Origin of the sequence: Brevundimonas sp. DC300-4 (genome assembly GCF_049897365.1) — a bacterium.
GTDB lineage: Bacteria > Pseudomonadota > Alphaproteobacteria > Caulobacterales > Caulobacteraceae > Brevundimonas.
Genome location: NZ_JAFCWC010000003.1, coordinates 413,521 through 437,166, shown reverse-complemented (window position 1 = coordinate 437,166; position 23,646 = coordinate 413,521). Strand labels below are relative to the sequence as shown.

Here is a 23,646-nt window from a genome sequence, read left to right as displayed (position 1 = left end):
ATCCACCACCATCCGGACCGCTCGCTCGCGAACCTCGGGTGAGAACTTGTTCGTCGTCTTGCTTGTCATGGCCTCTTCCTCTCAGGAGTTAAGGCCTCCGGCAAACCCGGGGCGGTTCACTATCGTCTGGCCGCGGCGAACGCGAGCTGATGGATCGCGCGGCGATCAACACGGAGGTTCGCGGCCTGGCGGCCCTGGACCTCGAAGGTCTGCGTGCGGCGTGGCGAACACGCTATGGTCGCCCGCCGCGACTGCGCTCTGTCGAGCTGATGAGCCTGATGCTGGCCTGGCGCATCCAGGCCGAGGCGTTCGGCGGACTGGATACCGCGACCCGGCGGCGCATCAAGACCGGCTCGGTCCCCTAAGGGGCTCGGCTCTACGGTCGCGCCCGGCACGGTGATCACCCGGGACTTCCGGGGCGTGACACATCAGGTCGTGGCGATCGACGGCGGGTTCCAGTGGCAGGGGCGGACCTTCACCACCCTGTCGGCCGTGGCCTTCGCCGTGACCGGGACCAAGCGCAGCGGCCAGCTGTTCTTCGGCCTGAAGGGCAAGGCCGGTGTCTAAGCCCAAGCTGCGCTGCGCCATCTATACCCGCAAGTCCTCGGAGGAGGGTCTGGAGCAGGACTACAACTCCCTTCATGCGCAGAGGGACGCCTGCGAGGCCTATGTTAAGAGCCAGGCGGGGGAGGGGTGGATGACGCTGAAGACCGCCTATGACGACGGCGGCATCTCCGGTGGCACCATGGAGCGGGACGGCCGTAAGCAGCTGCTGGCCGACATCGTCGCCAGGAAGATCGACATCGTGGTGGTCTACAAGGTCGACCGGCTGACCCGGTCGCTCGGCGACTTCGCCCGCATCGTCGAGGTATTCGATAAGCACGGCGTCTCGTTCGTCTCTGTGACCCAGTCGTTCAACACCACCACCTCCATGGGCCGGCTCACGCTGAACGTGCTGTTGTCCTTCGCCCAGTTCGAGCGTGAGGTCACCGGCGAGCGAATCCGGGACAAGATCGCCCAGTCCAAGGCCAAGGGGATGTGGATGGGCGGCACCCCGCCCCTGGGCTACGCCCCCAAAGGCCGGGCGCTCGAGGTCAACGAGACCGAGGCCAAGCTGGTCCGACACATCTTCGATCGCTACCTCGCCCTCCAGTCGGTTGGCCTGCTGTGGGCCGAGCTGAACGCCGAGGGCCGGCTCTCCAAGGCCTGGACCACGACCAAGGGCCGGGCGATGGGCGGGCTGCCGTTCGATCGCGGGGCGATCAGCCACATCCTCAAGAACCCGACCTATGTCGGCATGATCCCGCACAAGGCCCTGGTCCACCCCGGCAACCACACGCCGATCGTGGACCGGGAGATCTTCGACCGGGTCCAGGCCGAGCTGAAGCTGCGCACCCGGCCTATGACAATCAATCAAGCCAAGCCCGATCACACGGCCCTGCTCAAGGGACGCCTGTTCGACATGGACGGCGTGGCCATGACGCCCACGACCGCGAGGGGCAAGAGTGGCCAGATCTTCCGCTACTATGTCTCCTCCAGCGTGCAGCGGAACCGCCCGACCCCGGGTAGCCCCGACGCCATTCGGCGCGTTCCCGCCATCGCCCTGGAGAGCACCATCCGCCAGATGGCCTCTCGCCTGCTGCCCGGCCACGACGATGCGGCCGATCGCATCGTCCGGGTCGAGATCCATCCCCGCGCCATCCACATCGCCTTCGACGTCAAAGCCATGGCACCGACCGTGCGAGAGGCCGACCTGATGTTCGAGGCCATCGCATCCAGGCTCGCCCCCGATGAGACCTGGATTGCAGAGAACGGGCGCTGGTGGCTGCGGGCGCGGCGGCGGATGCAGTTCCGGGGCGGCAAGATCCACATCACCCCGGGCGGCGTCCTGCCGTCCCGCTTCGATCCGGTTCTGGCGCGAGGATTGCGTAAGGCGCACGCCGTCCTGGAGGCCTGCACCGATGCACAAGGTTACGTCTGCAAGGCACCCGACGACGCCTACGAACGCATCCTGATCCGCTTGGCCTTCCTCGCTCCTGATCTGCAGACCGCAATCCTCGGCGGGGCTCAGCCCGGCGGGCTTACGCTTGAGGCGCTGCGATATAAGCCGCTGTCGCTGTGCTGGGATGACCAGCGCCAGGCTATGACAGCCTGAGGCATCCCTGTTGCTGAGGCAGTAATTCCCTGATCACGGTGTGATCGTTCCCTGTTCGACATCACGAAATTCCCTGCTTGCAGCAGGCACCGGTGATTGCCCGGACGACTCTCGTCCAGTCAGGGCGGGGGTTTGCGCCAGGGGCAGGCCATCCGCACTGTGAAAACGCGACCAAAACTTCCCTGATCATTCCCTGTTAGCAGGGAAACTCCACCGGATCTTCGACGCGCAGAGACACGCAGGCCGCAAGAGGCCGGAACACACGGGAATCGGGCCGAGGAATCAGGGACGAGTATAAGGAAACGGCCACAATACAGGGCCTGTTCAAAGGGAGTTTTGAAAGAAATTCCTGAGCAATTACAAAGGCCCAGACGATGGCGGACAGAGAGGCCGCCAACCCCCGTTGAAAACGTTAGGAAATACGCGACAAAACAGGCTCAACCCCTGTTTCAGCCCCTCTATTGGGCAGCGGCTACAAAAGTGGTTAGGGCAGGTAGAAAGGGCGCGACCAGCTGCATGTGGTTAGCCGCTGACGTGATGAACTTTTGGTAGGCGTCGACGAACCCAGAGCCGCCCTGCTTGGCTTTCATGTCCGCTACAGCCGCCAACAGGGGGGCTTTCTCATCCCCCGACACCCCGCTCTCAATAGCGGCTCTGAGGTCGCCGAAAACATCGCCATGAACGATCTGATTAGTGGAGTTGTCGGTCGAGCCGAAGTTGGCGCGGGCGTTAGGGCCGGACACATCGCCCGACAAAAGGTTGCCGTGCATTTGTTCGATCTTGATGGTCACGTGTGAAGCCTTCTGCTGTTCGACGGTTGAGAAGCTGAGCCCCTCGCCGGTGATGCCAGCTCGCTCGAGGTCCAGAGCCCAGTCCAAGACTTTTCCTCGCACGCGGTCCACGATTTCGACAAACCGCGAAATATCCAAGAACACTCCGGCTTGACTCGGTGGGTATGGCTGTTTGCCGAACATCGCCTTGATCATCTCTTGCGAGAACGGCACGTACCACTCGCTATCTGACCGACGCGCGTACTCTTCAAGGCTGCTGATGGGTTGCTGGATCTTCCGGTAGCTCAGCTTGTCCATAGTCGATGATGGGCCTTCGATCGGCAGCCAGCCATGAACTGAATTGAACCATTTGGCATGACCGGGCTGAACCCGGTATTCTGGTACGGTGCTCGCGTCCTCGTAGCCGTTGAGCTCTGCATCAAGCCAGTCGCTCACCATGTCCAGTTTCAGCTTTACGGCCACGACCTTGGCCTTGCGGAGCAGCTGAGTAACCGGAACGTTCGGGTCGAGTGCTTCGCGCTGTAACTCTTCTACCAATCCAGTCATGCACCATCCTTGAAGGCCATGGCAGAGGGTAGATGGGCCGCCCGGCTTTTGCGACCCGCACCCGTTATCCGTCTGTGGATGCTCGCTCTAGGCGCTGCATCACGTGCCGGTGTCGCGTCGTGGACGGCCAGATTTGTTTCCATTGGCCGAGGCTAATCCTCTGGCCGGAGGTGTATTGACGGTAGTCGCGTTCATCGCGGCAGTGGTCAGCCACATACTCGTCACGGCTCCGGCAAAACTTGCCGTCTGCCGATACCCACGAGCCGTCCGCTCGGAGCCCCATCACACTGCCTCCTTCTGCCGGTGGAGCGCGGACCCTGCGCCTAGGCGCTTGGGCAGGCCTGCGAGGGCGTGACGCGTCAGGGCGACGCGTTCGGCCAGATTGAGCACCGTGAAGGCGTGCTGATCCGCCGTGAGGGCGGCGGCGTCGATTGATCCCACGACTTCGGCGCGGGAGCCGCTGCGGACCAGGAGGAAGGCCGGGCCGGGCGTGCAGGCGAGTGGTCCGTCTGCCACCCGGCTGGCCGCTGCGCCCGCATCGGTCAGGGGCAGGCCCTGAGCCGCTAGGGCGGCCATGATCGACAGGCGAACCCCGTCCCGCTCGGACAGGAGGTGGGGCAGTCCCTTGGTCGCGGGAGCGTCGCTCTGGGGGTCAACACGGAAGTGCTTAGCGGTGCGCCATGCCGTGGCCGTGGCAGTGTTCACGCCCAGCCGCGTGGCGACTTCGGAGAACAGGTATTGCGGGGTGGAGTCTAGGTGGTCGGTCATCGTCGCCTCATGTGGATGCATGAACCGACTAAGCGCCAGATATGGCTGGGTGGAAACATCTATGATTGAATGCGATAGCTACATGCGGCCGAGGAGTTTGAAATGCTGAAAGTATTGGCCGGTGTTGTCGCCCTTTGGCTTGGGGCAGGAGCCGCCATTGCGCAGGATGGCTTTCAGCCGCCGTGGCCCGCCGAAGGCGAGGATACGATTCGGTGGACGGTTGAGAATATCGACGTCATTCCGGGCAGTATTGTCTGGTCGGCTCCAGAGCTGATTGTTGCGATGGAGAGGGACACACTCCGGCGTACAGGCAGCTTGGCCCGGGCATGGTTCAGGTGGGAATATCTCAAAGCAGAAAGTGCGGCGACGATTAACGGCCGTTCCGTGCTGGTGCTTCGAGAGGCCGATTGCAGCGCTGGACGTGCGCGTTTGGTGGCAATCAGCATATACCCAGGCAACAATCTGACAGGACCAGCGACCAACGCGGAACGCCCTCAAGCGACATGGATTTTCGACCGGCCCGGGCAGCTCAGTGCGGCGCAGACAGCAGCGGCGTGTGAAGGCACGTTCTTGTTCACCCAAGAGGACGTTGTGGGTTGGGCCCAGCGCATTAAGCCTTGAGAGGCTGTCTCGGAACTAGGTCGCCAACGCCAATCTCAACGTAGAAAGTCACGGGGTTTCAGAGGAGAAAACTATCATGTCGATCAACGATCACCACGACACCGTCGAATCCGCCGCGCGATATGCTGTCATGAAGTCGGGGGCGGTTAAGGCCTGCGCTCTCCATCCCACCGTGATCCTTCGCGTGGGCGACGAAGGTGCGGAGCGCCGTGCTTATGCACTGGCCACGAACATTATGAAAAGTGACGGCTCGCTCTGGATGCGGGAAGACGTAATGCCCGCAATCAAGGACGAGTTGGACTTGGCTGCGGACGGGGAGTGCCCACGCTGCGCGGATATTCGTGAGGAATAACGGCCCCCAGCACCAGTGCCAACTGACTGGGGGCCGCACTTCACGCGACGGTCGAAAGGCAAAGCCCCGCCGCGATCTCAGAACCTCTGATTACGCTGCGCTGACGCGGAGCAGTCTCAGGGCATTGGGGTCCAACACGCCGCCACCGACCCGCTTGGTGGTGTAGAAGGTGACGTAGGGCTTGTTGGTGTAGGGGTCTCGCAGCACGCGGATGCCGGTCCGATCAGCGATCAGGTAGCCGCGTTTGAAATCGCCGAATACGATGGGCGTCGAGCCAGCCGCGATGCCGGGCAGGTTCTCATCCGTGTAGACCGGGAAGCCTCCCAGCGTGGAGGGCTGACCGACGGCGAGGCTCTGGGACCAGATGAACCGTCCGGTCGTGTCTTTGAAGCGGCTCAGGATTGAGGCGGTCTCGCTGGACATGAGGAACGAAGCGTTGGCCCGGTAGGGGGCCGGCAGGGAGTAGATCAGGGCGAGGATCGAGTCAGGAGTGATCTCTGCTGCCACGCCGCTGGCGACCTGCGGGATTGCGCCGCCCGGATGGGCCTCGGGTGCGAGGTATTGGAGCAAGCCCTTGGGCTTGTTCACACCATCACCGGTGATGAAGGCGATGCCCTCCTGCACCGAGAACGTGGCCGCGAGTTCGTTGGCGAGGTAGTTCTCCAGGTCGAACCCGGCGTCATCGAGGATGCGTTGGGTCGCGGCCGGATTCGCGTAGATTTCGCCATGCGGGAAGACCAGCGGGGCGAAGCTGGGCGTGGTGGTCTGGGGACGGGCCGCAGTTTCACCGACCCAGCCCGATCCGAGCAGGCCGTCCGCGAACACGGTGCTGAATGCGCCTTGGGTCGTGTTCACGATGGTGGCGAGCGCCCGCATTGGGCTGAACGTCCGCAGGCTCTGGATGACGCGACGGTCCCATTCGGTCGGGGCGATGGCCCCGCCCTGCGACGGGTCGCCGGTGCTGAGGGCGGCTTGGATCAGGGCGCGTTCGCCGGTCGCGTTGGCGGTGCGGATTTCCTGCTCGCCCTGACCGGTGCGGATGTGTGACGCGAACAGGCGCGAGTATTCGGGGTCAGGGGCGATGGCGGCGACCATGCCGCCGTTCATGTCCCCAGCGGCGGATCGGACGTTCATATCTTGGAGCCCGGCTTCCAGACCGTCGATGCGGGCGTTGAGGCGGGTGCTGTGATCCGCGAACGAGGCGTTCAGCTGCCGCACCATGTCGGCGGGGGTGGCGTTGGCGCGAGGCGAACCCATCAAGGCGCGGGGCGCGGTGGCGAAATTGAGGGCGGACTTCATCTTCTTCTCCAGAAAGAGGGTGACCGGGCCTTGGCGTTTCTGATCAAGGACCGGGCGTGGGAGCGGGAGACGTGCGGGCAGAGCTGGATCTCGCAGTCGCGGAGGGTCGCGGCGGTCGTCAGCGCGGCGAGAACCGGGCATGAGCGGCGCAGCATTGTTCCCTCTGAGACGGTGAGCCGATCTTGGTCACGTCGAGCGGGCGGCGTCGCAGAGTCCGTCATGCGACAGGGGCGGCCAGAGTCCGTCATGGACACCCTTGTTCCTGGGGTGAGTTTCGTTCTGCCGGACATCGGGATCAACAACTTCCGTGGCTGGGCGGCGCTTTAGCCGTTTCGATGTCGTCGGCCAGATCGCGCAGGGCGTTGGCGGTGACGGCGGGGGTGTCGCGGGCGGCGGCGACGGTCAGACCGGCAGCCGTGAAGGCTTGGGCCAGCGGCTCGATCGGCAGGCCTTTGGCGGTCCGGTTCTTGAGGCACATGGCCGTGAAACGGGTGGCGAGGTCGGTGTGGTCGGTCATGTGCGCTCCTTGAAGCGGAACCTCGCGCCGGGCCGGGCGTGAGCTATGCCGGAAAGGCGTCTGCGTTCTCCGAAGGTCAGCAGGTCGTGGCGGTCCAGAAACTGGACGTCGGTCTCGCCGGACAGGCGGTCCTTGGGTGCGTCGTATTTGAAGAACACGGCAGGGCGCTCGCCGGGCCGGTCCCGGCTCCATTCGCGCAAGATTTCGTAGCGGTGGGTCTGCCAAAGCTCCTCAGTGATCGGTGATCCGTCCTGGCATTGATCGGCTTCCAGCGAGGCGAAGACGTGCCGCAGAGTGGGGCAGCGCCGCCGCCAGTCGTCGGGACCTATGTTTCCGGTGAGGTAGTCCCACTCGAAAGGCGTCAGGGGTCGTATTGCCCGGTTGAAGGTGGACCTCTCCCTGCTAATCATCGCCGTCCTCGGGGTCGGAGAAGGTGTCGCGCGTGACGAACTTGTTGAACTTGGGTTCTGCCGGGGCCTTGATCGACTGACGGGCGAGCGGGTCCAGTCCGAGCCGCGCCCCAAGCGTGGCCATCTTGGCCGCCGTTTCCATCTGAATGCGGACTAAAGGGTTGAGGGAGGGTTCGCCGTTGCGGTTCGTGACCGTGATGGACGGGGCGGCATTCAGCGCGACCGTGGCCCGTTCGTGGAGGGCGACGATATTGCAGTAGGCCATGAGCAACTCGCTGTCGCAGCAGTTCCAGACGCCAGCGGGCATGAACTTCACCAGCCGGTCCCAAATGGCGCGGGTCTCGGCGCGGAGGGTCTTGCCGGGCGTCGGAGGCCCGCCGATTTTGAGTGCGTCGTCCTTGATCGCTCGCTTGCCGGGGTTGCCCTCAATCAGGCGGAGGGCAACGGGTTTGGGCGGTCTGCCTCTAGTTCCCATGGGGTAGTTCTCCAAATGTTGCGGATATCGCGGGCGCACGTGTTTTTGGCCCGCGCCGGGCCGAGAGCTGGGCCACGGGAGCTTTCAATGGGGGGGAGGGGGTCGTGGGCGGTTGGTCGATGTTTATGATTTGTTCTTTTCGATGACGAGGCTGTGGTGACGAGGGGTCCGGGGGGCCGGGATTTTCCAGTTCTTCCTTTTCTTTCTCTTTCTCCGTTACCTTTACCTTCTTTCTTTCGACAAAAAGGAGAACAGGTAAAACCCGGACCCCCGGACCCCCTTTAGAAGCTGTCATCAAGCAACTCCCTCAGTGTGTCGGCGCTATTATTCCGCAACATCTCTCTGAGCTTGGGGTGGTCATCCGGGCCGAAGTCAAACGTAGCAGCGACCATGTGGCGAACCTTGCCGACCTTGAGCCGGTCAGTCCGAGGCGTGAGCTTGAGCCCGCCTGCTACGAGCCCAGCCAGAAGCACTTGGTCATTCAGGCGACGCGTGTCCTCAGGGCGAACGCCCATCTGGTCAGCGATCCAGCTTCGGAGGTCCCGCACGAAGAACGCATGCTCTTCGACCGGCTTGCCCGGTTCCGCCTCCATCAACGCCTGCCCTAGTTCTTCTGCCGCACGTCGGTCGGGCCGCATGCTGTCCGCAATGATGCGGTCTTTGCTGACACTCTTTGGCGCGATTTGGCCGGGCTGGACGTAATCACCATAGGCCTGAGCCCAAGCCATGATCCGCCCGTAGCCACCCGCCTCAAGCCAGTTGCGCAGCTCCACGAACTTTGACCTGGGCCATGGCGTCTCGGTCAGGGTCGGGATGAAGATGCGCCGGTCTGAACGTTCGACCTTCAGGGCATTGGGGTGGTTGGAGCACATGAAGAAATGCGCCCAGTTTGGGATCGTGTAGGTCGCCTGATGCTTGATGTTGGCATCGACAAAATCGTCGGAGATCAACGATTTCAGTTTGTTGTAGGCCTTCCAGCTCTCGCTCGAATATATCTCATTGACGATGATCAACCGCTTCTCTGCGAGCCAGCCATTGAACTGGGTCTCCACGATCATGCTCTCGCCGGGGAATGACGCGTTATGCGGCCCCACCAGTTCCTTGAGGATGGTGCCCAAGGTCGTTTTGCCGATGCCTTGAACCTCAGAGATCAGCAGCAGGCTGAAGACCATGCGGATGTCAGGCCGGGCGACCAAGGTGGCACACCATCGCTTAATGGTGTCGCACTCGTCCTTGTCCGGGAACACATAGGCCAAGAAGTCCAACCACGGCTGGACGTCGCCCTTGAGCGGTTGGACCAATGCCGGGCGATACAGATTGAGTGCCGATTTACCATCGTCCTTGATCACCTGCCTCGTGGTGTCGGGTCGGTAGGTCAGCGTCTCAGTCTGACCGTCATAATGCCCTTGGAGCAGGTCTGCCGTATGCTTGATGTGGCTGAACGGGCGGACCGAAGCGTTGAACTGATCACGCTTGAGCTTGCGGCCCAGTTCCCGGTGGACAAACAGGTCCACATCTTCGACCCACGCCCATTGGGTGGCGAACGATGGTCGAATGGAGTGGACACGCCGTGGTGAGCCGCGCGGGGTCTCGGGCGGCACGATTGTCTCGTTGGTCGCCCATGTTGCAGGAGCCAAGCACGACCTGAATGACGGCCCGCGATAGACCGACACGCCATCGACCTCGCCATACATCTCTCTGGGGAACGGGTCTGCGAGGTCGAAACCCTCCGGCCATTCGTCGCTGAACTGGACGTGGAAGGCCGTGCAGCCGAGTTCGCGTGAGATAGTAGGAACGGCGCTCCGACCCTCGGCATCGTTGTCGGCCACGATGTAGGCCCGCTTGATGCCTTTGCCGCGCAGAGCCTCCCAGTCGGTGCGCCCGACGCTGTGGGCTCCCCCGATCCAGCCCAGATGTGCCGCGTGCCGCACCTCGTTGACCCATGGCAGGGTCACTTCACCTTTGCCCTCGCACTGGTCGAAGACGGCTCTTGCGGCCTTGGCACCCTCGTGGATGAACACGACGGCGTTGTCCTTGAGTTGGTCTAGACCCCAGATCGGCAGCGGGCCTTCCGGCTCCATGTTCCGCCACTCGCAGTCCGACCAGTAGGTCCACGGAATGTAGGCCTTGCCGCCGTCCGCCAACTCCACTCGCTGCTGGAGCATGACAATCTGGCCATCGTCATTGAAGAACGTGAACAGGCTGTCCGGAGCTGCGGTGGTCAGCTCAGGCGGCAGAGAATGCAGGGCCTCGAGCGGCGTGTGCGTGGGGAACGTCACGCGGGACACGGCGTCGAGGATCAGCGCCCGCTCGCTGTCGGTCGGCTCGAAGCCGTCCGGGGCCTCCACCTGTCCAGTGGCAGTGAAGTGGATGGTGGCGAGGGTTTTCTCGTAGCGGCCCTCTTTGCGTTCAACCACGGCGGTGCGGAACGACCGGGGTCTCGCGCCGATGCGCTTGAGATAGACAGCGACGGCCTGAACCTCAGCGATGGAGGATATGGGTTTGCGGATCGGCACGACTTCGCCGGTCAGTTCTGGCGCTGGCTCTGTCATCACACACCCGCCCGATTGAGGGACAGGCGAACCCGGTCAGAGGCCCGCACCAGCGCAAGGCTAGCGTCGAGGCTCCACACGAGCAGGGCCACCAGCGCCAAGGTCAGGAGCAGGCGGTCCATCTATGCCGCCGCCTGATCGGTAGCTGCCTTGGAAGCTGCAGCGGCCTTAACGGCAGCAGCTTTGCCGTCACGGGCGACCATCCGTTCGGCCAGCCATTTGTCGACTTCATCGACGAGCCAGCCCTTGGCGCGGGGGCCTAGCTGGATCGGATTGGGGAAGTCCCCTGCCGCCAAGCGATCAGCGATAGCGGAGCGGCGCAAGCCGACCACGTCCATCAACTCTTTCAGTCGGTAAACCTTCTGGGACATCGAACCTTCTCAGCTTCAAGCGACGCTCACCGGGCGTCAGAAACTGAAGAAAGCTGGTTCCGGTCCGACTGGCGCGGACGAAGAAATCAGGTCGGTTTATTCGCCCGCAGAATGCTCATTGAGCCAGCGGCGCAGGCGCTTGGCCTTCGTCTCGTTAGTGGCGTTTCCGTGGGCCTGAGCAGCGAGTTCTGCAGACACCTTGCCCTTGTCCTCTCCAGCGGCGACCCGGCGCTCCAGTTCATCAACCAGCGGCGCATCGCGCTGGAGGTAAGTCGTGCCTGACTGTCGCCCCACAGGAACCGGGTTTCGGTGTGGGGCCAGCAAGTCTAGGGCGTCGCCGGGGTTCAGCTTCGCAATGGCCTCCCAAGCATCACGGATTAGAGGATCAGAGTGCCGCTTCCCATCTCGCACCCGTTGGAGGTGCGGGGACAAGTCACTCAGCGCCTTGAGCACCGGGCGTGGCACTCCGTTTTTGGTTTCGTCAGCCATCGGTCCCAGCCCTCAATGTGACCACGTTTCCGGTCTTGGCCTTCGGTGCTATGGCGCAGTAGGTCGCCCAGTCCTCCATCAAGCGCCGCCGCTTTTCGAACAGATCACCCCGGCGATAGGCAGCCTCAACGGCGTTGCCGACGGCATGGGCCAAGGCCATCTCGACGACGTCGCCGGGATAGGCCGTCGTTTCCGCTGCCCAGTCGCGGAAGGTCGAACGAAAGCCGTGGACTGTCACCGCAACGTCCATGCGGTCCAGCACCCGCTCCATCCCGCCCCCGGACAGGCCCCCGGTCTTCGACTGGCCTATGAAGACGAAGTCGTGCGACGGCGCTTGCGGCAAGGCTTTCAGCAGTGCCAGCGCGGCGGGGGTCAGTGGGACGCGGTGGTCGCGGCGAGCTTTCATGCGGACGGCAGGAATGGCCCAGACACCCGCTTCGAGGTCGAACTCGGACCAGCGGGCACCGATCGTTTCTGACGTGCGGGCAGCGGTCAGGATTGTGAATTCAAGGGCACGGGCAGCGACACCGACCCGTCCCCGTAGGTTGGTCATGAAACCCGCGAGATCGGCGTAGGACAGGGCTGTATGGTGCTTCTGGACCCTCTTCCCGTCGCTCGGCAGCAGATGCTTGAGGTTGCCGCGCAGCCTGGCCGGATTCGGCCCCTGCCGAAGCTCTAGCGCCGTGGCAGCGTCGAGCACCTGTTCAATGCGGGCGCGCACCCGTCGTGCGGTTTCCTTTTTCGTCGCCCAGATCGGCTCCAGCAGCGCATAAATGTCGTTCGTGACGATCGCGTCCACCGGGCGGGAGCCGATGTGCGGGTAAACATAATCCCGCATCGACGCCTTCCATTGGGTCGCCGAACGGGTGCTTGTCCATTTTGCCTCATGGGAGCGCAGGGTCTGTTCCGCGACCTGCTCGAACGTCAGGACGGCAGGGCTGGCCACACCAACCCGTTTGGCCTCCAGCGGGTCAATGCCCTTCCGGATCAGCTTGCGGGCTTCTATGGCCGCGTCTCGGGCCTCAGAAAGCGACACGAACTCCAGGGGGCCCAAGCCCATTTGCCGCGACCGCCCATTGATTGTGTAGAGCAAAGCCCAAGACTTGCCTCCGCCCGGCGTGATCTGGAGGTAGAGGTTGCGCCCGTCGCCGTAGCGTCCGGGGGCCTTCAGCGCATCAACCTTGCGGGCGTTCAGCTTCTCGGCGGGCATTGGAGCACCTCGTTCCTAACCCCCGTCTTAACCCCTGTTTTGGCTCTCGGATCAACAAGAAACTTAACGGTCGCTAACGGCTAAGGGCAGGCCCAACTTGGCAGAAAAGTCTTGGGTTTCAATGCGCTTAACGGGTGATGTCGGGTGTAAGCGGCGCAAGCCGTGGCGGACAGAGAGGGATTCGAACCCTCGGTAGGCTTTCACCTACACACGCTTTCCAAGCGTGCGCGATCGACCACTCCGCCACCTGTCCGTTTCACCACGAGGGCTAACGCCCGGGAGGTCGCCCGGGGAGGGAGGGCTGATAGAACAGCCGGGCGCTCTGGGCAAGCGCCGCGCTGGTCAAAACCGCGGGGCCTTCCCATATGATCGCCATGTCCCTTTTCTCACGGATCGCATCCATGCTGAGCCACAAGACCACCCTGCCCACCGCCGCCACGGCCCTGCCCGGCCGGTCGACGCCGCTGGCGACCGATCAGGTCCATTTCGTCAACGGCCGCCCGCTGAAGGGGCCGCATCCCGAAGGGTTCGAGACCGCCGTGTTCGGCATGGGCTGTTTCTGGGGCGTGGAGCGCAAATTCTGGTCGCTGCCGGGCGTCTGGGTCACGGCCGTGGGCTATTCGGGCGGGGTCACGCCCAACCCGACCTATGAGGAGACCTGCACCGGGCTGACCGGCCAGACCGAGGTGGTCCAGGTCGTCTTCAATCCGGCCGAAATCTCCTATGCCGAACTGCTGAAGACCTTCTGGGAGGGGCACGATCCGACCCAGGGCATGCGCCAGGGCAATGACGTCGGTTCGACCTATCGGTCGGCCATCTACACTCTGAACGACGCGCAGCGTCAGGAAGCCGAGGCGTCGCGCGACGCCTATCAGGGCGCCCTGACCAAGGCCGGTCGCGGCGAGATCACGACCGAGATCACCGGGGCCGGACCCTTCTATTTCGCCGAGGGCTATCACCAGGGCTATCTGGCCAAGAACCCCGAGGGCTACTGCGGCATCGGCGGGACGGGCGTCGTCTGCCCGATCGGCGTCGGCGTCGAGGCCTGAGGTTGGCCCCGTCCTTTCATGGATAGGGCGGGCATAGGTAAAGTCTGCCTGGCCCTGCCCGGGGTCACGCTCGACCATCCGTTCGCCGACCATCACGACGCCTACCGCATCGGCGGCAAGATGTTCGTAATGGCCGGCGAACAGGGCGGGGTGTCGTTCAAGGTCTCGGAGATCGCTTATGAGGTCCTGACCGAGACCGGCAGGGCGCGCCCGGCGCCCTATCTTGCCCGGGCGAAGTGGGTGAACCTGCCCCATCCCGAGGCCTGGGATGACGACGAACTGGCCGAGCATTTCGCCATCGCCCACCGGATTGTGGCGGCGAAACTGACCAAGAAGGCGCGGGCCGGACTGGGCCTCTGAGACCATTCGGCGACGAGCCGTCCGAACCCGCCCCAAGCGTCACCGCTCCATCATCGCCCCGTCGCTCGGGCGCCGCCAAGCTTGGCTAGAGAGCAGGACAGCAACAGGGGCTGTCATGTTCAATCGCACTCATTCCAGAACCATTCTTATGGGCTGCGCCGCCGCGTGCGCGCTGGCTACCTCCGCCAACGCCCAGGTGTCGGAGGACCAGACGTCCCAGCTGGAAGAGGTGATCGTCACCGCCCAGCTGCGCGCCCAGGACCCGATCGAGGTCCCGTTTGCCCTGACCGCCTACAGCGGCGAGTTCCTGGACGGGCTCGGCGTTCAGGACTTCGAGGAGCTGTCGGCTTTCGTGCCCGGCCTGCTGGTCCAGAACCAGTCGCCGAACAATCCGGGCTTCGTGATCCGCGGCCTGACGTCGGACTCGACCGGCGCCTCCGATGAGCCGCGCGTGTCGATCTACCAGGACGGCGTCTCCATCTCGCGCGCGCCGGGCGCCTTCGTCGAACTGTTCGATGTCGACCGGGTCGAGGTCTCCAAGGGCCCCCAATCGACTCTGTACGGGCGCGGCGCCCTGATCGGCGCGATCAATGTGATCCAGACCAAGGCTGATCTCGACGGCTTCGCCGCCGAGGGCCGCGCCGCCATCGGCAACTACGACTATCGCATGGTCGAGCTGATGCTGAACGCGCCGGTCGGCGACACGGCCGCCTTCCGCTTCGCCACCCGCATGAAGACCCGCGACGGCTATGTCGAGAACCTGCTGGACGGTCGCAACTACAACGGCATCGATACCCAGGCCTTCCGCGCCCTGGCCGCCTTCGAGCCGACCGACGCCCTGCGGGTCGACGTGATCGCCAACTACCAGCAGGACACGCCCTCGGGCGTCAGCTTCCGCTCGATCTATTACAACCCGCAGGATCCGAACACGGGCGCGGTCCTGGGCACGGACCGCAATCCCGGCTCTCCCGCCGCCCTGACGCCGGGGTCGAATATCCCGGGCGGCAGCGAACTGGGCATCGACCGCGAAGTCTGGGGCGTGACCGGTCTTGTCCGCTATGACCTGTCGGACAGCCTGACGCTGAACTCGGTCAGCGCCTATCGCACCTTCGAGACGGCCGAGACCTTCGACCCGGACGGCATCTCCCTGCCGATCCTGACCGGCATCGGCATCTCCGACGGCGAGCAGTGGAGCCAGGAGCTCCGCGTGAACTGGGATAACGGCGGCGCCTTCTCCGGCTTCGTCGGCGCCAGCTATTTCCGCGAAGAGAACCAGTCGTCCTCGCCGATCGAGATCGACGAACGCCTGGCCCTGGCCCAGCTGGCGGGCATCCTGGACGGCACGCCGCTGGCCGTCCTGCCGACCGCCCTGCCCCGCTCGGTCTATGGGTCGCAAGCCTTCCTGCAGCCGCTGCTGGCGGGGCTCGGCATCCCGACCGCGGCCCGCGCCGGGATCGCCAACAACCTGAAGGCCAGCCACATCGAGACGGCCGCCACCAACACCGAACTGCAGTCGTTCGACGTCTTCGGCGACCTGACCTGGAAGCCCTCCGACCGGCTCGAGTTCGCCGCCGGCGTTCGCTACACCTCGGATGAGAAGACCACGGCGTTCGGCTCCTCGGTCCTGAACGGCCGTTCCATCGCCGGGGGCCTGCTGGCGGTGCAGCAGCTGCAGGGCCAGATCAACGCCCTGATCGCGGTCGGCACCCCGGCCGCCCTGGCGCAGGCAGGCGCGCTCGGTGCCTTCGCCAACGGTCTGGTGACACAGCTGGCCACCCCGGGCGCCGCCAACGCGCCCGCGTCCGCGGCCTTCCCGCTGTTCGGCCTGACCTTCCAGCCCACGGCCGGCAACGGCGGCGTCACCGCTCGCGACCTGAAGGACGACGGCCTGACCTACCGCCTGACCGGCCGCTACGCCGTCTCGGACCACGCCAGCCTCTACGCCACCTACGCCCGCGGCCGGCGCCCGGCCGTGCTGGCCGTAACCGTGCCCTCGACCCCCTACGGCGCGCCGATCTTTACCGAGGTCCCGGCCGAGACCGTCGATAGCTACGAAGCCGGCTTCAAGTCGGCGCTGATGGATCGCCGCGTCCGCCTGGACGGCGCGGTCTATTTCTACAGCTATGTAAACTTCCAGACGACCGAGCAGGTCGGCACCCAGTTCATCACCACCAACGCCGGTGAAGCCGAGGCCTATGGCTTCGAGGGCCAGGCCAGCTGGATGGCGAGCGACTGGCTCGATCTGTTCGCCACCTATGGCTACAACCACGCCCGCTTCCAGACGGGCGCCCGAGACGGCAACCGCCTGCGCCTGTCGCCCGACCACCGCGTCTCGATCGGCGCCCTGGTGAGCCTGCCCGTCACGGGCGGCACCTTCGAAATCCAGCCGACCTACAGCTGGCAGTCGGAGGTCTTCTTCGACGACAACAATGACCGGACCAACCTGCAGACCACCGGCTTCGTGCCCGACCGGATCGTCGACGAGTTCCAGGACAGCTACGGCCTGCTGAACCTGCGGGTCCGCTATGTCCCCGACGGCGCGAACTGGTCGGTCGAGGCGTTCGGCGACAACCTGCTGGACGAAGAGTTCATCAAGGACGCCGGCAACACCGGCGACAGCCTCGGCCTGCCGACCTTCATTGCCGGCGAGCCCCGGACCTACGGCGCGACCGTCACGTTCCGCTACTGAACCTTTACTTCCGTGCCCTCCGGCGGAGGGCGGGGTCCAGATCACGAATTCCGTTGCCTGCCTGAGGTGACGCGAAACCCTCACATCCGTGTGTGAATCTGGATCCCGGCCTTCGCCGGAATGCAAGGTGAAGAAGACGACCATTCCCGGAGAGTCCTGATGAAAATCGACCGTCGCGGCCTGATCACCGGCATCGGAGCGGGCGTCCTGGCCACCCCTGCTCTCACCGCGCCGGCGCACGGCCCTGCGGCCGCCTTCCTGCACGGGGTCGCTTCTGGTGATCCTGATGCGCATTCGGCGGTGTTCTGGACGCGTGTCACCCCCGCCGACGCCTCGGGCGCCGATATCGAGGTGACGCTGGAGGTCGCGCGCGATGCCGGTTTCTCCGACAAGGTGCGCACCTCGTCCGGCCTGCGCGCCCGCGCTGCGCGTGACTTCACCGTCAAGCATGACCTGGACGGTCAGGGGCTGGAGCCCGGAGCCGAGTATTTCTACCGCTTCGTCGCCGGCGACGTCGTTTCGCCGGTCGGCCGCGTTCGCACCCTGCCCGAAGGCGTGACGCCCAACGTCGTCCTCGCCGTCGTCTCCTGCCAGCTGTATCCCGGCGGTCTGTTCAACGCCTATGACGCCCTGTCGAAGGAGCCGCGGCTCGACGCTGTCGTGCACCTGGGCGACTACATCTACGAGTACGGCGCGGCCCCCGACGACTACGGCCTGTCGACGGGAGCGTCCCTGAGCCGCATTCCCCAGCCGCCGCACGAAATCCTGACGCTCGAGGACTATCGGCTGCGTCACGCCCAGTACAAGGCGGATCCCGATCTTCAGGCCGCCCACGCCCGCGCCGCCTTCATCTGCGTCTGGGACGACCACGAGGTCGCCAACGACGCCTGGTCCATGGGGGCCGAGAACCACACCGAGACGACCGAGGGCGACTATGCGGCCCGTAAGGCCATCGCCCTGCGGGCCTATTATGAATGGATGCCGATCCGCGAGCCGCGCGCCGGCCTGGGTCTGGAGGCCATCAACCGCAGTTTCGAGTTCGGGGACCTGGCGACCCTGGCCATGGTCGAGACGCGTCTGACGGCGCGCAACAAGCAACTCGACTACGCCACCGACATGCCGATGGTCGACGGCGCGCCTGACCTCATCGCCTTCAATGAGACGCTGAACGCCCCGGACCGGGACCTGCTGGGCGATGCGCAGCGGAACTGGCTCAAGGGCGTGCTGGCAGCGTCGAAGTCTGCCCACAAGCCCTGGCAGGTACTGGGCAATCAGGTCGTGATGGCCCGGGTCATGGGGCCGGACGTCACGAAGATCGCGTCAGACGCCCAGATCGAGGGCATGATCGGCGGCCTGCCCGAGGCGGTCCGCGCCGGCCTTCGCCAGATGATCCAGCTCTACAAGCTGGGCGTGCCGTTCGGCCTCGACAGCTGGGACGGCTATCCGGCCGGTCGGGAGCGTCTCTATGCGGCCTTCAAGGAGGCCGGGGTGCAGCCGATCGTCCTGGCCGGCGACAGCCACGCCTACTGGGTCAATGACCTTAAGGACGCCGACGGCGAGCGTCGCGCGGTCGAGTTCGGCACCAGCGCGATCTCCAGTCCCTCGCCCGGCGACGCCGTCGCCCCCCTGCCGCTGGGGCCGCTGCTGTCGGCCAACAACGACGAGGTCGTATTCTGCGACCAGACGGCCAAGGGCTATGTCCTGCTGACCCTGACGCCCGAGCGGGCGGAGGCGAAGCTGCAGACCGTCTCGACCATCCTGGCCAAACCCTATGTGTCGCGCACCCTGTCGACCTGGGTCGTGACCCGGGACGCAGACGGCGTCACCGGGCCGACGCGGGCCTGATCTAATCCCAGGTCAGAAGCCGCAACGGCGTCACTTCGACCGTCACCCAGACGCCGGCCGTCGTGTAGGGCTCCTGCGCCACATAGTCGTCGGCGGCCGCGCGGTCGGGAAACTCTCCGATCATGGCCGATCCGATCGGCGACCCGGCGTCGTCCAGCAGGGCGCCGACCTCGACGACTTCGCCTGCGGCCCGGCGCGCCTTGAGGCCTTCGATGTGAGCGGGACGCGCAGCCTGTCGGCGGGCCGGAGCGTCGGCGTCGGGACCGTCGCGGCCGATGATGAGGAACTGCATGTGTTCTGGACCCTGGTGTGCATTCCGCTGACGACGGGAATGCCGATCCGGGTGGTGTAGCGCGCAGCACGCACACACAACAGCAGAACGGCGGTCTCTGCCACGGCGACCCCACGCGTGGTCCAGGCGCTGGAGTCACAGCAGGGGTGCTGCCCCCGGACGGACGGACTCAGCTCGCCGACGGTCGGCGCACGAACGTGTCGTAAACGTGGGTCGTTTCCGCGAACGTCACGCGCGCCTGCTGGCCGGCGAACGGCTGATGCGAGAACCCGAGCTCGGTCAGCGAGGCCGCGATCGGATCGGAGATCTTGTCAACGTTCCAGCCCAGCAGGAGCCGACCTCCGGGCTTGAGTATCCGCGACAGGGCCTGGAGCGCTCGACGTTGCTGTTCGGGCGCATCGACGCCGAAGCCGAGCACGCCGTTGCAGACGATGGCGTCGAACATCTGGTCTGCGAAGACCACATCGGCCTCGCAGACATCGCCGGTGCGGTGCCTGCCCTCGACGCCCCAGCGCGCCGCGCCCGGGTCGATGTCAGTGGTCCAGACCTCGCCGCCCCCGGCCTCGAGAACCGGATAGTCATCGGCGGTGTAGGCGCGGCATCCGACCCACAGGATCTTGCCGCCCTCCACGGCGAAGGCGGGGATATAGGCCTCGGCCAGCAGTTTGCGGTCCGGCAGGTCGCGGATTTTCAGCACCCGACGGCTTTTCATCGCCAGCACGGCCGCGTCGCCCGCGAAAAGCCTGGTCAATAATGTGCGTGCGCCCACTCGATTACCTTTTGCCTCAAACAGAAATGCGGGCCGGATGGACGCGATGTCCAGCCGGCCCGTCGACGATCGTCGCCGTGAGACAACGCCGATCGTTCCATCGCACGTTCAGGGACGCCCGATGGAATAGTTGAACGCCTCAGGTCCCTGTCAGTGGGCCCTGAGGCCGTGGCCCCGCCCAGGCCCAGCGCGGGGCGGACAACGGCAGAGCCGCCGAGATCATCTGGACGAGCAAATTCTCGCGGACCGTCGGCGCGACGCGCCGGTCCACCAGGGTTTCCCGCAGCGTGTCGAGCTGGGCCGCGCGAACGGCAGGGGTGTGGTTTGCCACGACGAAAGCCTGACCCGCGCGGGCCATCTCGACGCGAGCGACCGGATCGAGGATCAGTCCACTCAGCGCCTCGACCAGGGCCGTGGCCTGCGGGTCTTCGACATAGACAGCATGCGGTCCGCTGGCCTCGCGCAGCCCGCCGCGTCCGGACGAAACGAGGGCCGCCCCAGCCGCATGGGCCTCCAGCGCCGACAGGCCGAGGGCCTCGGCGACGAATGACGGTGTCACGGCGATGGCGGCGCGGCGCATCACGGCCTTGACCTTCGAAAGCGATGCCGACCTGTGGATTGCGACGCGGTCGCCGAAACGCGCGAGCGGCTGCAGGCGCGGCTGGGCCCAGTCGGCGTGACGGTCCCAATCCCCGAGCATCAGGGCCGCTTGCCAGTCGGGGAACCGGTCCAGCACGACTTCAAGCGCCTGACACAGGGGCTCCAGCCCCTTCTCGGCCATGGCGCGGCCGGAGAAAATGATCAGCTTGTCGCGGTCGTCGGGGTCAGCGGTCCAGCCCTTGACGTCGATCGGATTGCAGATCGCCGAGGCCCGATCGGCGAAACGGGGATAGTCGGCCGCGAACTCCGCCCGCGCGGCCTCGCTGACGAATACCAGGCGGTCGAAGGCTGCCAGGCGCGCGCCATATCGTATCCGGTTGACCAGCCCCCGCGCCGGATTGATCCGCGTGTGGCGATAGAGGACGTGGACGCGGCCCGGCAGCCGCCGCGCGAGGGCGGCCGAGGAGTCCAGCTGCTGGTGGTATTCGACATAGTCGGGGTTCAGCGCCTCGATCGCACGGGCCACGACGGCGGCGCGGCGCGACCTGCTCAGACCGTCCGGCACGGCCACGAGGTTGGGCAGGGCGGGATCGGACGCGCCGGCGTCGCAGATGACGTGGGTCTGGTTCTTCAGGCGGCTCGGCTCGAGCAGGGCTCCCGCCACCGTCTCCATGGAGTTTGGCCTGGCGCGGCTCATCTGCGACCCACGAGGCATGACGACGGCGACGCGCATTCTAGATCCCCTGTCCGGCGAGCACCGGCGGCGTTTTGGACGTCGTTTCCGACGGAGGCCGGCGCCGTGCGTGCGGTCCGTTGAGTCCGAGCAGGCGGCGGACCTTGTACTGGGTGCGGACCCAGCCCTCGGCTGCCGAGCGCTGGATGCGCTTCACATCGATGAAGGTCGTGTCGCAGCAGCCCGAGAGGGTGTGGAAACCGTCCGCATAGCCGGTCAGCAGCTCCCCGGCCTCGAACCGGCGGACGACCGAGGCTTCGAAGGCATCAGTCGTCAGGGTGTCGATGCGCAGGAGGTTGATCGCCGCCCCATAGGTCCCGGCGCAGTCCTGGAGCGGCAGGTGCAGCGCGCCATTCGCCTCGAACGCCGTCCCGCCAGGCCGCGACGCGTGGAAGCCGGAGCGCACTGGATTGGCGGGATGCTGCGTCCATGGACCGTTAAGAGCGTCGGAGAAGGCGACATGCAGCTCTCGCATCGCCCGGTCGGCCGGACCCGGAAGGGCATGGAACATCCACCACTTGCCGTCATGGCGAACCACGGTCGCGTCGATGGCCGGCACATCGAGGATCCGCTTGGCCGGTTCCCATTGGTCGGGAAAGCGGACGCAGCGGTAGAGGGTCAGGCCGCCGCTCTTGTACGCCTCCGGCAGCATGTAGAGTTCGCCGCCATCCTCAATCAGCGAGGGGTACGACAGGTGATGCGGCTCAGCCAGGGCGATACCCTCGCCCACCAGGGCGTTGGTCGCGTCATACTGGAAATAGCGGATCTCGCCGCGGCGGCTGCGATAGTCGAAATGCTCGGCGAAGACGGTCAAAACGCCGCCACGGTCGATCCCGAAAGGGTCGGCGAGATAGGCGAACAGGCCCTGATCCGGCAGCCACGTCACCTCGCGCGCGTCCAGGCCGCCGGCAACAAGGCTGGTCAGCGAGCGTCGGACGAAACCGGATCGCCAAAGGTCGTACATCAAGGCCCCCGCACCGGCCGCCGTCGCGGCCTCAGACGGAAGACGTCGTCGCCGGACCGTCACCTCAGAGAAAAATCGCGCAAGTTCTCGCCTTGCCTCATCAAATTCAGCACGGCATTAGTTTTTGACGGTGAACTCAGGCGCGCGAAGTCGTTCCGGAAACCGGACCCGGAGGATTTCGGCCTTTGACCGCGCTGCCAGCGCCCGCGTTGCTGTCGACCTATTTCGAACAGCTAGAGGCTATGCGGCGCTTCTTCCTGGCGCGGCTGGGGCCTGCCGCCGATGTCGAGGACCTGTTGCAGGACCTCTACCTCAAGGTCGTCGGCGTCGATGGGACCTCCGAGGTGCGCGAGCCGCGCGCCTATCTCTATCGGCTGGCATCGAACCTGATGATGGATCGCTGGCGTTCCAGCCGTCGTGCAGCCGCCCGCGACGCTGCATGGCGGGACGTCGTCCATGTCGCGGGTCCGACCGAAGACCTGGACGACGCGCCATCGGCCGAAACCGTGGTCGCCGGACGCGAGCGACTGGCCCAGTTGATGACGGCGCTCGACGGGCTGCCGGACAGGACCAGAACCATCTTCCGGTTGCACAAGTTCGACGGCCTCAGCTACGCCGAGGTGGCCCGAAATCTCAATGTCTCGAAGAGCACGGTTGAGAAGCATATGATGGACGCCTTGAAGATTCTGGCGGCGAAGGTTCGACAATGAGGGCGCACGGCGAGCAGAATCCTGCGACCTTTGGTGGAGGTGGCGCCATGGCGGCGCCGTCTAACGGTCAGGCGCCGGTGTCGGCGACGCGAACTCGGCTGGCGCACGCATGACGACCTCGGACATTCACGATCAGGCGCTGAACTGGTTCGTCCGGCTGGGCGACGCCGACGCGCCGGAAGGCGCATGGCTGGAGTTCCAGACCTGGCTGGAAGCCGATCCCGCCCGAGGCGAGGCCTATGGCCGGATCGAACAGGTCTGGGTCGCGCTGGACGCGCATGCCCCCGCCGAAGCCGTCGTCGCCCCGATCGCGGCCAACGACGTCAAGCCCCTCCGCGGCGGCTTCAGCCGCGCCTGGCTGACCCCGTTGCTCGCCACCGCCGCCGCGGCCGTCATGGTCGTGGGTTTCTGGCCGGAAATCAGCGGCGAGGGCCGTTTCAGAACCTACAGCACCGACGACGCTCCGCGAGAGGTGGTCCTGCCGGATGGGTCGCGCCTGTCGATGAACCGCCATTCCGACCTGCGGGTCCGCATCGGCGCGCGCGATCGCGAGGTCGCCATGGCCGGAGGCGAGGTCGCCTTCGACGTGACGCATGACCCCGCACGCCCGTTCCTGATCGCGGCCGAAGCTCACGAGATTCGCGTTCTGGGCACCGTCTTCAACGTGCTGTCCCACAGCGGGCGGTTCTCGGTCGGCGTCCGGCGCGGCCGCGTCGCAGTGTCCGGGGACGCAATGCCTGAAATGGTCCAGCTGGGCGTGGGCGAGCAGTTGGTCCAGGACGGGTCGGCGGCCGCCGTCGTGTCTCGAATCGATCCCGGTCAGGCGTCCGCATGGCATGAGGGCGTGCTGGTCTATCGCGAAACTGATCTGGGCACGGTCGCGGAGGACCTGTCGCGTTATCTCAACAAGCCGGTTAGTGTGTCGGAGTCCGCCCGCGCGCTCCGGTTCACCGGCGCGCTTCGTATCGGCGACGAGGCTACGATGTTGAGACAGTTGCAGGATTTCGTTCCGATCAGGGCGACCCGAGAGAACGATGGGATCCGCCTGACGGCGCGTGACGGCGCCTGAGCACGCGCGT

At 65.3% G+C, this 23,646-nt stretch carries 25 protein-coding genes and 1 tRNA gene; 11 read left to right on the top strand and 15 right to left on the bottom strand.

Translation table 11 applies throughout. The features are described 5' to 3' along the window. Window positions 1-149: 149 nt before the first annotated feature. Genes ACP7AZ_RS07870 through ACP7AZ_RS07860 form a run of 3 tightly spaced genes read left to right on the top strand, consistent with a single transcriptional unit; the run spans window position 150 to window position 2,155 of the window. Entirely contained in the window at window positions 150-365 is a 216-nt protein-coding gene (locus ACP7AZ_RS07870; protein WP_426037712.1) for a DUF2924 domain-containing protein, read from the top strand. Next, entirely contained in the window at window positions 322-567 is a 246-nt protein-coding gene (locus ACP7AZ_RS07865; protein ID WP_426037754.1) for a DUF2924 domain-containing protein, read from the top strand. The genes ACP7AZ_RS07870 and ACP7AZ_RS07865 overlap by 44 nt, the downstream gene beginning before the upstream one ends. Continuing rightward, a complete protein-coding gene (locus tag ACP7AZ_RS07860) occupies window positions 560-2,155 on the top strand; it encodes a recombinase family protein (protein ID WP_426037710.1) in 1,596 nt (531 codons plus the stop codon). The genes ACP7AZ_RS07865 and ACP7AZ_RS07860 overlap by 8 nt, the downstream gene beginning before the upstream one ends. Window positions 2,156-2,613: 458 nt before the next feature. Here ACP7AZ_RS07860 and ACP7AZ_RS07855 read toward each other — a convergent pair whose 3' ends face one another. Together ACP7AZ_RS07855 and ACP7AZ_RS07850 are read right to left on the bottom strand one after the other, a co-directional pair. Then, window positions 2,614-3,492 (bottom strand): hypothetical protein, encoded by an 879-nt coding sequence (locus tag ACP7AZ_RS07855; RefSeq protein WP_426037708.1) that lies wholly within the window; start codon window positions 3,490-3,492, stop codon window positions 2,614-2,616. A gap of 282 nt (window positions 3,493-3,774) precedes the next feature. After that, entirely contained in the window at window positions 3,775-4,260 is a 486-nt protein-coding gene (locus tag ACP7AZ_RS07850) for a hypothetical protein (RefSeq protein ID WP_426037706.1), read from the bottom strand. Between the two features lie 102 nt (window positions 4,261-4,362). On the opposite strand from ACP7AZ_RS07850, the gene ACP7AZ_RS07845 reads away from it, so the two are divergent. Together ACP7AZ_RS07845 and ACP7AZ_RS07840 are read left to right on the top strand one after the other, a co-directional pair. Continuing rightward, complete coding sequence (locus ACP7AZ_RS07845) at window positions 4,363-4,881, top strand: surface-adhesin E family protein (RefSeq protein ID WP_426037704.1); 519 nt, start codon at window positions 4,363-4,365, stop codon at window positions 4,879-4,881. A 76-nt stretch (window positions 4,882-4,957) separates the two neighbouring features. Continuing rightward, window positions 4,958-5,233, top strand: coding sequence for a hypothetical protein (locus ACP7AZ_RS07840; RefSeq protein WP_426037702.1), 276 nt, complete (start codon window positions 4,958-4,960; stop codon window positions 5,231-5,233). A gap of 90 nt (window positions 5,234-5,323) precedes the next feature. On the opposite strand, the gene ACP7AZ_RS07835 is transcribed toward ACP7AZ_RS07840, so the two are convergent. From ACP7AZ_RS07835 to ACP7AZ_RS07795, 9 genes are all read right to left on the bottom strand, one after another. Then, a complete protein-coding gene (locus tag ACP7AZ_RS07835) occupies window positions 5,324-6,532 on the bottom strand; it encodes a phage major capsid protein (protein ID WP_426037700.1) in 1,209 nt (402 codons plus the stop codon). A 295-nt stretch (window positions 6,533-6,827) separates the two neighbouring features. Further along, window positions 6,828-7,049 (bottom strand): hypothetical protein, encoded by a 222-nt coding sequence (locus tag ACP7AZ_RS07830; RefSeq protein ID WP_426037698.1) that lies wholly within the window; start codon window positions 7,047-7,049, stop codon window positions 6,828-6,830. Then, window positions 7,046-7,459 carry a hypothetical protein gene (locus ACP7AZ_RS07825; RefSeq protein ID WP_426037696.1) on the bottom strand — a complete coding sequence of 138 codons (414 nt, stop codon included), beginning with the start codon at window positions 7,457-7,459 and terminating at the stop codon, window positions 7,046-7,048. The genes ACP7AZ_RS07830 and ACP7AZ_RS07825 overlap by 4 nt, the downstream gene beginning before the upstream one ends. Beyond that, complete coding sequence (locus tag ACP7AZ_RS07820; protein ID WP_426037694.1) at window positions 7,452-7,934, bottom strand: phage terminase small subunit P27 family; 483 nt, start codon at window positions 7,932-7,934, stop codon at window positions 7,452-7,454. Before ACP7AZ_RS07820 ends, ACP7AZ_RS07825 begins: the two co-directional genes overlap by 8 nt. Before the next feature lie 281 nt (window positions 7,935-8,215). Next, window positions 8,216-10,486, bottom strand: a complete 2,271-nt coding sequence (locus ACP7AZ_RS07815; protein ID WP_426037692.1) for a DUF5906 domain-containing protein — start codon at window positions 10,484-10,486, stop codon at window positions 8,216-8,218. A 122-nt stretch (window positions 10,487-10,608) separates the two neighbouring features. Beyond that, window positions 10,609-10,857: a helix-turn-helix transcriptional regulator gene (locus ACP7AZ_RS07810; protein WP_426037690.1), complete on the bottom strand. Its 249-nt coding sequence runs from the start codon at window positions 10,855-10,857 to the stop codon at window positions 10,609-10,611. Between the two features lie 96 nt (window positions 10,858-10,953). Beyond that, window positions 10,954-11,346 carry a hypothetical protein gene (locus tag ACP7AZ_RS07805; protein ID WP_426037688.1) on the bottom strand — a complete coding sequence of 131 codons (393 nt, stop codon included), beginning with the start codon at window positions 11,344-11,346 and terminating at the stop codon, window positions 10,954-10,956. After that, a complete protein-coding gene (locus ACP7AZ_RS07800) occupies window positions 11,339-12,556 on the bottom strand; it encodes a tyrosine-type recombinase/integrase (protein WP_426037686.1) in 1,218 nt (405 codons plus the stop codon). Before ACP7AZ_RS07800 ends, ACP7AZ_RS07805 begins: the two co-directional genes overlap by 8 nt. Before the next feature lie 163 nt (window positions 12,557-12,719). Beyond that, window positions 12,720-12,809 (bottom strand) — tRNA-Ser (locus ACP7AZ_RS07795). A 148-nt stretch (window positions 12,810-12,957) separates the two neighbouring features. Between ACP7AZ_RS07795 and msrA the strand changes: the two genes are divergently transcribed. The 4 genes from msrA to ACP7AZ_RS07775 all read left to right on the top strand — a co-directional run bounded on the left by msrA (window position 12,958) and on the right by ACP7AZ_RS07775 (window position 18,499). Then, on the top strand, window positions 12,958-13,605 hold the full coding sequence (msrA, locus tag ACP7AZ_RS07790; RefSeq protein ID WP_426037684.1) for a peptide-methionine (S)-S-oxide reductase MsrA: 648 nt from the start codon (window positions 12,958-12,960) through the stop codon (window positions 13,603-13,605). An 18-nt stretch (window positions 13,606-13,623) separates the two neighbouring features. Further along, a complete protein-coding gene (locus tag ACP7AZ_RS07785) occupies window positions 13,624-13,965 on the top strand; it encodes an MmcQ/YjbR family DNA-binding protein (RefSeq protein ID WP_426037682.1) in 342 nt (113 codons plus the stop codon). A 115-nt stretch (window positions 13,966-14,080) separates the two neighbouring features. Continuing rightward, window positions 14,081-16,654: a TonB-dependent receptor gene (locus tag ACP7AZ_RS07780; RefSeq protein ID WP_426037680.1), complete on the top strand. Its 2,574-nt coding sequence runs from the start codon at window positions 14,081-14,083 to the stop codon at window positions 16,652-16,654. 159 nt (window positions 16,655-16,813) lie between these two features. After that, complete coding sequence (locus ACP7AZ_RS07775) at window positions 16,814-18,499, top strand: alkaline phosphatase D family protein (RefSeq protein WP_426037678.1); 1,686 nt, start codon at window positions 16,814-16,816, stop codon at window positions 18,497-18,499. A gap of 1 nt (window position 18,500) precedes the next feature. Here ACP7AZ_RS07775 and ACP7AZ_RS07770 read toward each other — a convergent pair whose 3' ends face one another. The 4 genes from ACP7AZ_RS07770 to ACP7AZ_RS07755 all read right to left on the bottom strand — a co-directional run bounded on the left by ACP7AZ_RS07770 (window position 18,501) and on the right by ACP7AZ_RS07755 (window position 21,857). Then, the gene (locus ACP7AZ_RS07770; protein WP_426037676.1) at window positions 18,501-18,791 is read right to left on the bottom strand and encodes a YciI family protein; all 291 of its coding nucleotides are present in this window, start codon (window positions 18,789-18,791) and stop codon (window positions 18,501-18,503) included. Window positions 18,792-18,960: 169 nt separating this feature from the next. Next, window positions 18,961-19,542: a class I SAM-dependent methyltransferase gene (locus ACP7AZ_RS07765; RefSeq protein ID WP_426037674.1), complete on the bottom strand. Its 582-nt coding sequence runs from the start codon at window positions 19,540-19,542 to the stop codon at window positions 18,961-18,963. A gap of 157 nt (window positions 19,543-19,699) precedes the next feature. Next, window positions 19,700-20,893, bottom strand: coding sequence for a glycosyltransferase family 4 protein (locus ACP7AZ_RS07760; protein ID WP_426037672.1), 1,194 nt, complete (start codon window positions 20,891-20,893; stop codon window positions 19,700-19,702). A 1-nt stretch (window position 20,894) separates the two neighbouring features. After that, on the bottom strand, window positions 20,895-21,857 hold the full coding sequence (locus tag ACP7AZ_RS07755) for a glucosamine inositolphosphorylceramide transferase family protein (protein WP_426037670.1): 963 nt from the start codon (window positions 21,855-21,857) through the stop codon (window positions 20,895-20,897). A gap of 185 nt (window positions 21,858-22,042) precedes the next feature. Here ACP7AZ_RS07755 and ACP7AZ_RS07750 point away from each other — a divergent pair, with 185 nt between their 5' ends. Together ACP7AZ_RS07750 and ACP7AZ_RS07745 are read left to right on the top strand one after the other, a co-directional pair. Then, complete coding sequence (locus ACP7AZ_RS07750) at window positions 22,043-22,567, top strand: RNA polymerase sigma factor (protein WP_426037668.1); 525 nt, start codon at window positions 22,043-22,045, stop codon at window positions 22,565-22,567. A 109-nt stretch (window positions 22,568-22,676) separates the two neighbouring features. Then, window positions 22,677-23,636: a FecR family protein gene (locus tag ACP7AZ_RS07745; protein ID WP_426037666.1), complete on the top strand. Its 960-nt coding sequence runs from the start codon at window positions 22,677-22,679 to the stop codon at window positions 23,634-23,636. Window positions 23,637-23,646: the final 10 nt, after the last annotated feature.